The sequence below is a fragment of the Luedemannella flava genome (assembly GCF_039528515.1).
Taxonomy (GTDB): Bacteria; Actinomycetota; Actinomycetes; order Mycobacteriales; family Micromonosporaceae; genus Luedemannella; species Luedemannella flava.
This window is the reverse complement of the sequence record NZ_BAAALT010000042.1, coordinates 24,894-34,592: the sequence shown is the minus strand read 5'-3', so window position 1 is coordinate 34,592 and position 9,699 is coordinate 24,894. Positions and strand designations below refer to the sequence as shown.

The 9,699-nt window shown below is 74.4% G+C and carries 8 protein-coding genes; 4 read left to right on the top strand and 4 right to left on the bottom strand.

What is annotated here, in order from left to right:
• A partial coding sequence (locus ABD211_RS09065; protein WP_344128282.1) for an ABC transporter permease occupies positions 1-1,211 on the bottom strand: 1,211 nt, incomplete at its 3' end.
• A 162-nt stretch (positions 1,212-1,373) separates the two neighbouring features.
• On the opposite strand from ABD211_RS09065, the gene ABD211_RS09060 reads away from it, so the two are divergent.
• Together ABD211_RS09060 and ABD211_RS09055 are read left to right on the top strand one after the other, a co-directional pair.
• Positions 1,374-1,955, top strand: a complete 582-nt coding sequence (locus tag ABD211_RS09060; RefSeq protein ID WP_344128280.1) for a hypothetical protein — start codon at positions 1,374-1,376, stop codon at positions 1,953-1,955.
• 201 nt (positions 1,956-2,156) lie between these two features.
• On the top strand, positions 2,157-2,909 hold the full coding sequence (locus ABD211_RS09055; protein ID WP_344128278.1) for a hypothetical protein: 753 nt from the start codon (positions 2,157-2,159) through the stop codon (positions 2,907-2,909).
• On the opposite strand, the gene ABD211_RS09050 is transcribed toward ABD211_RS09055, so the two are convergent.
• Together ABD211_RS09050 and ABD211_RS09045 are read right to left on the bottom strand one after the other, a co-directional pair.
• Complete coding sequence (locus tag ABD211_RS09050) at positions 2,879-5,443, bottom strand: bifunctional FO biosynthesis protein CofGH (protein WP_344128276.1); 2,565 nt, start codon at positions 5,441-5,443, stop codon at positions 2,879-2,881. The two genes, ABD211_RS09055 and ABD211_RS09050, sit on opposite strands and share 31 nt — an antisense overlap.
• A 45-nt stretch (positions 5,444-5,488) precedes the next feature.
• Positions 5,489-6,370: a hypothetical protein gene (locus ABD211_RS09045; protein WP_344128274.1), complete on the bottom strand. Its 882-nt coding sequence runs from the start codon at positions 6,368-6,370 to the stop codon at positions 5,489-5,491.
• Positions 6,371-6,497: 127 nt separating this feature from the next.
• Here ABD211_RS09045 and cofD point away from each other — a divergent pair, with 127 nt between their 5' ends.
• Both cofD and ABD211_RS09035 read left to right on the top strand, forming a co-directional pair.
• Positions 6,498-7,490, top strand: a complete 993-nt coding sequence (cofD, locus tag ABD211_RS09040; protein ID WP_344128272.1) for a 2-phospho-L-lactate transferase — start codon at positions 6,498-6,500, stop codon at positions 7,488-7,490.
• A gap of 62 nt (positions 7,491-7,552) precedes the next feature.
• The gene (locus ABD211_RS09035; RefSeq protein ID WP_344128271.1) at positions 7,553-8,644 is read left to right on the top strand and encodes a coenzyme F420-0:L-glutamate ligase; all 1,092 of its coding nucleotides are present in this window, start codon (positions 7,553-7,555) and stop codon (positions 8,642-8,644) included.
• On the opposite strand, the gene ABD211_RS09030 is transcribed toward ABD211_RS09035, so the two are convergent.
• Entirely contained in the window at positions 8,607-9,668 is a 1,062-nt protein-coding gene (locus ABD211_RS09030) for an ArsR/SmtB family transcription factor (RefSeq protein WP_344128269.1), read from the bottom strand. The genes ABD211_RS09035 and ABD211_RS09030 overlap by 38 nt on opposite strands.
• Positions 9,669-9,699 lie beyond the last annotated feature (31 nt).

Sequence of the window (9,699 nt, the reverse complement as noted above, 5' to 3'; positions counted from 1 at the left end):
GCGGCCGGCGGCGCGGACGGCGGGGGCATCGTGGCGAACGGCACCGGGGCCGCGTGGACGAGGGTCGGGGCCGCGGGCGTGGGCGTGGGGGCGGCGGGCGTCGCCGCCGGCGGGCCGATCGGGCCGTCGAGGTATTCGAGCAGGCGGCCGACGAGGAAACCGACCAGCGCCGCGAGCGCCGCGAGACCGAGGTGGAGCGCGCGGGGCGCGTTCTCGAGGTTCATCACGTTCTGGATCGCCACGATGATGATGACCGCGAGCGCCGTGCCGGCGAAGCCGCCGCGGGCCCCGTAGGTGCTCACGCCGCCGAGCAGGGCGGCGCCCAGGGCCAGGATCAGCATGCTGTAGTCCACGAAGCCGGTCGCGGCTCCGGTCCGGGCCGCGAACAGGACACCGGCCAGGCCGCCCAGGACGCTGGAACCGACCAGGCCGACCAGCGCGCCGACGAGCCGCCCGCCGCTGAAGCCGGCCGGATCGGAGACCAGGCGGTTGGCGCTCAGGGCGCGGCGGACCCCGGGCACCGCCCACAGGAGACCGCCGCCGATCGACCCGAGGAGAACCAGCGCGCACAGGACGTAGGCGAGCCAGCCCGAGCGGAGGATGCCGTCGCCGACCACCCTCTCGAGCTGACCCTCGTTGATCGCGATGAGAATGGCCTGCACGCCACCGATCGTGGCCAGCGACGCGGCCCAGGATGGCACGGACAGCAGCCCGACGACCAGCGCCAACACCACTCCGACAACCGCCGCCACGCCGACCGCCAGGGCGACCGCGAGCGGCAGGGAGGAGATCTCGTCGCCGTTCAGGACGCCCGCGTACACCATGCCGGACAGCGCGCCGATGGCCGTGACGGCCAGGTTGGGGGTGGCGGTGCGCAGGGACAGTGAGAGCGCCGTCGCATAGAGGCCCAGGATGGCCGCCGGGACCGCGACCGCGTCGAAGCGGAACTCGCCGGCCGCGGCCGCCGCGACGGCGACCGCGACGACGGCCAGGATCAGCAGGAGCGCCTCCCAGCCGAGCCGGGCGAACAGACCACCGCGCGCCACGGTCGCCCTGGGCGGACCGCCGAACGCCGGGCCACCGGACGCCGGGCTGTACGCCGGGCCACCGGACGCCGGGCCGTACGGCAGGCCGGAGACAGGGCCGGTTGTCGGGCCGGACACCGGCGCGCCGAACGGAAGCGAACTGTGCGATGTGGACGGTTCCGACATGGCGACTCCCAATGGGGCGAGGTGGTCGAGCGGGTGTGACTCTACCGGGAGTCGTAGGCCCCTACATCAGGTGCGACGGCGGACAATCGGGCCAACATCATGACAGAGACGACTGCTAATGTGTCGGTCGCTCAATATCCGGGCGATCGCCGAGGAGCTGTCATGACCATGGGGGAACAGCACTTCGCTGGCCACAACGGCGGCCCGGCCCAGCAGCAGCCGCTGCCTGCCCCGGTGGTGGACGCCGTCCACGCGCGCGGGCTCGGCACCCTGGTGAGCACCCGGTTCACCGCCAACCCGATCACGACGGCCCTGCTCAGCTTCGGGGCCGCGGCCGCCTGCTTCGGGCTGATGTACCTGGTGGCAGCCATCGGCGAGGACGCGGACGGCGTGCTCTACGCCGTGCTGCGGTTCTTCGCGCTGTTCGGCTGCTTCGGCATGGTGGCCGCACTCGCTTTCGGCATCTCGGCGCTCGTACGTGGGGCGCAGACGTTCTACATCTTCACGAACGGCGTCGTGCACCGACGCAACAGCAGGGCGACCGGCTACACCTGGGCGGAGCTGTCCGAGCTGCGCTCCGTGATCGGCACGAAGGGCGACAACGCCGGCAAGCTGCTGCACTACCAACTCGTACCGACCACCGGCAGGCCGTTCGCGATCCCGATGCTCGTGGTCGACGGCCGCGACGAGTTCATGGACAACCTCATCGCCGCGATGAACTACCACGGCCGTCCCGTCAACTGACCCTCGCACCGACCCGAGACCCCGGAGGTCACCCTCGTGTCGTACGACAACACGGGTTCGTCACGCCCCGACCAGCCGCCATGGCAGGCCCGGCCGGCCACCCCACAGCATCCAGCGGCTCCGCGGACCAACCACCCGGTGCCACCCCAGCGGTCGACGCCGCAGCACCCGGGGTCGCCGCAGTATCCGGCCCCACACCCGGTGTCGGCGCCAACCGCGCCCTGGCAGCAGGTCGCGCAGCCGGCCGCCCCTCAGGCCACGCAGCCCGCCGCGCCCTGGCAGACCTCGCCCGCAGCACCGTCGACCCAACCCGCCGCACCGTGGCAGACCTCCGCAGCCAGGGCTCCGGCACCGCCGGCCGCGCCGTGGCAGCAACCGGCCTACGGCCAGCCGGCCGTGCCCAGCCAGCCCACCTCGCACCCCACGCCGGGGCACGCCGGCCATGACCAGCCGACGAGCTATGGCCAGTCGCCGATCTACGGGCAATCGACCGGCTACGGGCAGCCGGCCGGCTACGGGCAGACCACCCACGGCCAGGCCGGCGGCTATCGGCACGCCGGAGGGTACGGGCACGCCGGGAACCACGGGCAAACCGGCAACTTCGGGCAGGCCGAGGGCCACGGGCAGGCCGAGGGCCACGGGCAGGCCGACGGGCACGGGCCGGCGGCCGCACCGTGGCAGGGGGCCGCGCCGTGGCAGAGGGCCGGCGGGGCGGGGCGCGACGCCGGCACGCCCGACTACCTGCGCCAGTCCGACGAGCAGCGGGCGGCGCTGGCGCGGCGCGGCGGCCGGGACCTCGGGTTCGGCGCGGCGTGGATCGCCGGCGGCCTGCTGATCACGGCGATCACCATGGCGTCGGACAGCCCCGTGTACGTGGTGGCCTGGGGGCCGGTCCTCTACGGGGCGTACCTGCTGTTCCGGGGTTACCGGGCGCGGTCGCGCAGCCGGGCGTAGGTCGTGGAGCGCTGCCGGGCCGGGCGCCCGGCAGCGGCCGCCATCGCGTGCAACTGCGCGACGGTGCGCTCCGAGCCGTGCTCCGACCCGGCCATCCGGGAGATGGTCTCCTCCATGAGCGTGCCGCCCAGGTCGTTGCAGCCGCCGCGCAGCATCGCGACCGTACCCTCGTCGCCGAGCTTGACCCACGAGCACTGGATGTTGTCGATCCGGCCGTGCAGCAGGATCCGGGCCATCGCGTGCACGGCCCGGTTCGCCTGCCAGGTCGGGCCCGGCCGGGCGATGCCGGCGAGGTAGATCGGCGCGTTCGTGTGCACGAACGGCAGCGCGACGAACTCGGTGAAGCCGCCCGTACGGTCCTGGATGCCGGCGAGCACGCGGAAGTGGCCCAGCCAGTGGCGGGGCTGGTCGACGTGGCCGTACATCATCGTGGAGCTGGACCGCAGGCCCACCTCGTGGGCGGTGGTGATGACCTCGACCCACGTGGCGGCGGGCAGCTTGCCCTTGGTGAGCACCCAGCGCACGTCGTCGTCGAGGATCTCCGCGGCCGTGCCGGGGATCGTGTCGAGGCCCGCCTCGCGCAGGTCGGTGAGCCACTCGCGGATGGAGACGTTCGCCCTGGTCGCGCCGGTGACGACCTCCATCGGCGAGAAGGCGTGCACGTGCATGTCCGGGACCCGCTTCTTCACGGCGCGGACCAGGTCGGCGTACGCGGTCGGGGGCAACGCGGGGTCGATGCCGCCCTGCATGCACACCTCGGTCGCGCCGAGCCGCCACGCCTCCTCGGCGCGGTCGGCCACCTGGTCGACGGACAGCCGGTACGCGTCGGCGTCGCGCTCACGCTGGGCGAACGCGCAGAACCGGCACCCGACGTAGCAGACGTTGGTGAAGTTGATGTTCCGGTTGACCACGTAGGTCACGTCGTCGCCGACGACGGCCGCCCGCAGCCCGTCGGCGATGCCGGCCAGCTCGTCGAGCGCCGGCCCGTCCGCGCCGAACAACGCCAGCGCGAGCGCCTCGTTGGCCGGATCGAGCAGCGCCGCCGGGTCGGTCGACGCGAGCCGGAGGCCCGCCAGCACGTCACCGTCGAACCGCTCGACGGCCGACGTGGCGGCCACGTGATCGGGCGACGACGTCGCCGTGGCGTGCGCTGCGACCTCGGCCCAATCTCCATACACCGAATCGAAGTCCGAGCGGCGGTCCGAGGTCCGGCCCGTGGTGTCGATCGTGGCGTGGAGGTCGGTGCGGCCGCTGGGGACGAACGCCGCGTCCGGCTCCTGCCACGGCCGGCCGACCGGGAATGCCGACTCGATCGCCAGGCCCGTCGCCGGGTCGGCCAGCGCCGCGACGTGCGCGGCCAGCCGGGGGTCGAGCCAGGGCGCGCCCGTCCGGACGTACTCCGGATAGATCGTCAAACGCTCGCGGAGGGTGAACCCGGCCGCGGCGCTGCGTGCCGCGAGCTCCTCGATCTGCGGCCAGGGCCGCTCCGGGTTGACGTGGTCCGGCGTGACCGGGGAGACGCCGCCCCAGTCGTCGATGCCGGCGCGCAACAGCAGCGCGTACTCGGCATCGATGAGGTTGGGCGGGGCCTGGATGCGCGCCTTCGGGCCCAGGACCAGGCGCGCCACGGCGATCGTGGCGGCCAGGTCGTGCAGGTCGGCGTCCGGCATGCCGCGCATCGCCGTATCCGGCTTGGCGCGGAAGTTCTGGACGATGACCTCCTGGATGTGACCGTACTCGCGGGCGGTGCGGCGGATCGCGTGCAGCGACTCGGCGCGCTCGGTGAGGTTCTCGCCGATGCCGATGAGGATGCCCGTGGTGAACGGCACGGCCACCCGGCCGGCGTCGTCGAGCACCCGCAGCCGGACGGCCGGCTCCTTGTCCGGCGAGCCGTAGTGCGGCCCACCCGGCTCGCTCCACAGCCGCGTCGCGGTGGTCTCCAGCATCATGCCCATGCTGGGCGCGACCGGCTTGAGCCGCTGCAGCTCGGCCCAGCTCAGCACGCCGGGGTTGAGGTGCGGCAGCAGCCCGGTCTCCTCCAGCACGGCGATCGCGCTGGCCCGGACGTAGTCCAGTGTGGAGTCGTAGCCGCGCTCGTGCAGCCACTCGCGGGCCTGCGGCCACCGCTCCTCGGGCCGGTCACCCAGGGTGAACAGGGCCTCCTTGCAGCCCTGCGCGGCGCCCTCCTTGGCGATCGCCAGCACCTCGTCGCGGTCGAGGAACGCCGCCGGCAGGCGGTGCGGCACGGTGGCGAACGTGCAGTAGTGACACCGGTCGCGACAGAGCCGGGTCAGCGGGATGAAGACCTTCTTCGAGTACGTCACGACGCCCGGCCCGCCGGCCGCCAGCAGGCCGGCGTCGCGCACCGCCGACGCGGCCGCGAGCAGCGCGTCCAGGTCGTCGCCCCGCGCGGCGAGCAGCACCGCCGCCTCGGTGACGTCGAGGGTGCGACCCTCGGCGGCCCGCCGGAGCGCTCTGCGCACCGCCGAGCCCGATGTCGTTACGGCCTTGCTGTCCCCAGGAGCGTCATGCACCCATGAAGCCTACCGACCAGGACCGACGGTGTCGGCGTCGCCGCGTCAGCCCTGGTTCTGCGGGTTCTCGGTGATCGTGGGGCCGGCCGGCTCGGAGCGCTCCGGGACGGGCGGCAGCACCGGCTGCACCGGCCCCTGCGGCTGCACGGGCACGGTCGGTTGATCCGTCGCGGACGGCTGCTGCGGGGCCACCGGCTGCTGCGGGGCCACCGGCTGCTGCGGGGGTGCCGGCTGCTGCGGGGGTGCCGGCTGCTGCGGGGGTGCCGAGAAGGGGTGGGTCGGCGCCGGCGGCGGCGGGACCTGCGGCCAGCCGGTGCTCGCGGGCCGGGGCTGGCCGCCCGGCTGCGCGTACCCCGGGGCGTAGGTGCCGCCGGACTGCGGCGGGTACGGCGTCGGGGTGCCGTAGTAGCCGCGCGGCGGCCTGGGCGTGCGGGGCGGGGCGTAACGGCCCTGCCAGACGCGGAACACCACGTACGCCGCCATGGCGAACAGGCCGCCCCAGACCGACCGGCGCACCAGGTTCTCGAAGACCTGGCCGAGGCCCGGACCGCCGACCCGGGACATGTCGGTGGCGAACGCCGCGATGTAGGTCAGCCCGCCGAAGAACGCGCTCACCGCGTACTCCACGAGGGCCGTCACGGTGATGAGCTTGGCGCGGACGGCGACCGGCCGCAGGTGTGTGGCGAGCAGCACCGCGAGCAGCGGCAGGACGATGGCCAGCAGCCCGGCGAACGTCTCGTACGTCGCCGCCGCGCGGTTGCCGAAGTCGCCCGCCCACGCCCGCGTCGTGATCAGCAGGTCGACGATGCCGAACAGCAGGAACAGGCCGTTCGCGGCGAGCAGGCCGAGGGCGGCGGGTTCCCGTAGTGGCCGGGTGAGCTCGATCGCGTCGCGGTCTTCGGCGGGCGGGGTCGGCGGATTCGTCACGCCCGCGAGCCTAGTGGCCCCACGCCCGCCCCGCACGGCGCGTGCCCGCCGTCACCCACCGACGCCTCACGCGTGACCTCGGCCTCCCCTCTGCACGACCGGCCGCACGCTGCGCGAGGATGGTCGGATGCACATCGTGGTCCTGGCCGGCGGCATCGGGGGTGCCCGCTTCCTGCTCGGGGTGCGCGCCTGGGCACGCCGGTCCGAAGCCGCCGGCACCCCCACCACCGTCACCGCGGTCGTCAACGTCGGCGACGACGTCACCATGCACGGCCTGCGGATCTGTCCCGACCTCGACAGCGTCATGTACACCCTCGGCGGCGGCGCGGACACCGCGCGCGGCTGGGGCCAGGTGGGCGAGACGTGGGTCGTCAAGGAACAACTCGCGGAGTACGGCGCGGAGCCGACGTGGTTCGGGCTGGGCGACAAGGACATCGCCACCCACCTGGTGCGCACCCGCATGCTCGACGCCGGTTATCCGCTGTCGGCCGTGACCGAGGCTTTGTGCGCGCGCTGGCGTCCGGGCGTGCGCCTGCTGCCGGCCAGCGACGACCGGGTGGAGACCCACGTGGTCGTCGACGTGGAGGGTCGCACGCGGGCGATCCACTTCCAGGAGTGGTGGGTGCGCTACCGCGCCGCCCTGCCGGCGCGGCGGTTCGTGTTCGTCGGCGCGGAGGCGGCGAAGCCGGGGGCCGGCGTGCTGGACGCGCTGGCCGAGGCGGACGTCGTGCTGATCGCGCCGAGCAACCCGGTGGTCAGCGTCGCGCCGGTGCTGGGCGTGCCCGGCCTGCGCGACGCGGTGGCGACCGGCGCCGCGCCGGTCGTCGGCGTGTCCCCGATCATCGGCGGCTCGCCGGTGCGCGGCATGGCCGACGCCTGCCTCGCGGCCGTCGACGTCGAGTGCAGCGCGGCGGGCGTGGCCCGCCTCTACGGCGCGCGGTCCGCCGGCGGGGTGCTGGACGGCTGGCTCGTGGACGTCGCCGACGAGGCGGCCGTCGCGGACCTGCCCGACGGCCTGCGCGTACGCGCGACGCCGCTGTGGATGACCGACGAGGACGCCACCGCCGGCATGGTCGCGGCGGCGCTCCACCTCGCCGGGGTGGCCCATGACCGAGCGTAGCGAGGGAATCATCAGCTCAGTGGGAACACATGACGACGCCGGAGCGCAGCGGGGGTGGCGGCATGACTGAGACGGCACCGCGGTCGCCGGACGCGCTGATCGTGCTGCCGGTGCGGGGTATCGGCGAGGTGACGCCCGGCACCGCGCTCGCCGGCGTGATCTGGGACGCGGCGCCGTGGCTGCGCGACGGGGACGTCCTCGTCGTGACCAGCAAGATCGTGTCCAAGGCGGAGGGACGTCTCGTCGCCGTGCCACCCGCAGACGGGCCGGAGCGCGACGCCGCGCGCGACGCCGCGCTGGCGGCCGAGACCGCCCGCCCCGTGGCCACGCGTGGGCCGACCCGCATCGTGCAGACCCATCACGGGTTCGTGCTCGCCTCGGCGGGCATCGATGCGTCCAACGTGGACCCCAGCCACCTGGTGCTGCTGCCGGTCGACCCCGACGCGTCCGCCCGCAAGCTGCGGGCTGACCTGCGCGAACTGTCCGGCCGGGACGTCGCCGTGGTCGTCACCGACACCATGGGCCGGCCGTGGCGGCTGGGGCTCACCGACGTCGCGATCGGCGCGGCGGGGATCGCGGCGCTGCGCGACCACCGGGGCGAGGTCGACGCGTACGGCAACGACCTGTTCATCACGCAGCTCGCCGTGATCGACGAGCTGGCCGCCGCCGGCGAGCTGGTCAAGGGCAAGACCGACCAGGTCCCGGTGGCCGTGGTGCGCGGCTTCCTGCCCCGGTCCGCGGACCCGGCGCCCGACGGCGAGGGCGCCCGGCCGCTGATCCGCGACGCGGAGTCCGACCTGTTCCCGCTCGGCACCGCCGAGGCCCGCGCCGACGGCCTCCGCGCGGCCGCGACGCTGCCCGACGGCCCGCTCGTCGGCGGTGCCCCGGTCACCGACGAGGAACTCACCGCCGCGCTGGGGACCCTGCCCGACATCGGGGGCGTGCGCTGGTCCCTCGGCGGCGACGAAAGTGGTGTTGTCGGGACCGCGGAGGACGCCCTGACGCTCGGCGTGGCGGTGCACCGGCTGCGGTGTGCGCTGTGGGCCGAGGGCATCGCCAGCGCGTGGGCGCCGGGGATCGACGGTTCGGACGATGCCGTCGCCGTGCGGGTGACGGTCAGCCGCCGTGGAGCATCGCCAGACCCAGCGACGTGAGGGTGTGGACCATGGTGTGCCGGTGCCGGCGGCTGTTGACCAGGCCGGCGTTGCGCAGCACCGTGGCGTGCTGGCTGGCGGCCGCGAGGGAGACGCCCACCCGGCGGGCCAGCTCGCTGGTCGAGCACCCGCCGTTCACGGCGGCGAGGACGGCGGCGCGGTTGCGGCCCAGCAGCGCCCCGAGCTGGGCGCGCGGGTCGGCCTCGATGCCCTCCGGGTCGACCCACACCTGCGGGCGGGTGAGTGGGTAGACGAGCACCGGCGCGCGGTCCGGATCGCGCAACGTGACCGGGTACCGCCAGCAGAAGTACGACGGGACGAGCACCAGCCCGCGCCCGTCGAGGCGCAGCTCCTGCTCGACCGGGTAGTTGACGTGCAGCACGCCGTCGTCCCAGCGCATCAGCGGGCTGAGCGCGCTGAGCAGACCGACCACGCCACCGTCGAGGGCGACCTGGCCGAGCCGGGTGCGCTCGGCGTCGAAGGCCCCCGCGACGCGCGACCAGACGGGCGCCAGGACGGCGTCGTAGTAGGACCGCATGACGTCCGTGAGGGCCGTCATCGTGGCGGCGTCGCCGCGCGCCACGCCGCCGGCCGCCGTCGGCAGGACATTGCCGGCGGCGATCAGGTCGAGGTCGGCGCGCAACAGGCGTGTGGGCGTGCCGCGGATCGCCTCCAGCCCCGCGTCGAGGTCGGCGCCCACCGCGTCGGACGGCGTGAGAAAGTCCGCGAAATACCCCTGTACGGGCAACAGCGAGAAGACCAGCGAGAGTTCGCGGGGCAGGTCGCGCGACGGATCGGGCCGGGGCGCGTCGGACCGCGCCCCACGGGGCCGGGTCGGGTCGACCCGCGACAGGTACGGCCGGCGCAGCTCGGCGAGCGCGGCCGCGCGCCAGGTGCTCAGGGCCGGGTCAAGATTGCGGCCCCGCAGCCGGAACATGCTCAGCACGAGCTCCCAGATCGGGTCCGGTTCAGGCAGGACCTTGATCCGGGCGATGTCCTCCGCCGCGAAAAAGATCTTCAACATGGCCGGAACCGACTATACCGGCGACGGAGTC

What these genes read in the sequence shown, in the direction of transcription:
- ABD211_RS09060 (WP_344128280.1), top strand. Translation starts at nt 1,374, where the DNA reads ATGACCATGGGGGAACAGCACTTCGCTGGCCACAACGGCGGCCCGGCC.
- cofD (WP_344128272.1), top strand. Translation starts at nt 6,498, where the DNA reads ATGCACATCGTGGTCCTGGCCGGCGGCATCGGGGGTGCCCGCTTCCTG.
- ABD211_RS09035 (WP_344128271.1), top strand. Translation starts at nt 7,553, where the DNA reads ATGACTGAGACGGCACCGCGGTCGCCGGACGCGCTGATCGTGCTGCCG.
- ABD211_RS09030 (WP_344128269.1), bottom strand. Translation starts at nt 9,668, where the DNA reads ATGTTGAAGATCTTTTTCGCGGCGGAGGACATCGCCCGGATCAAGGTC.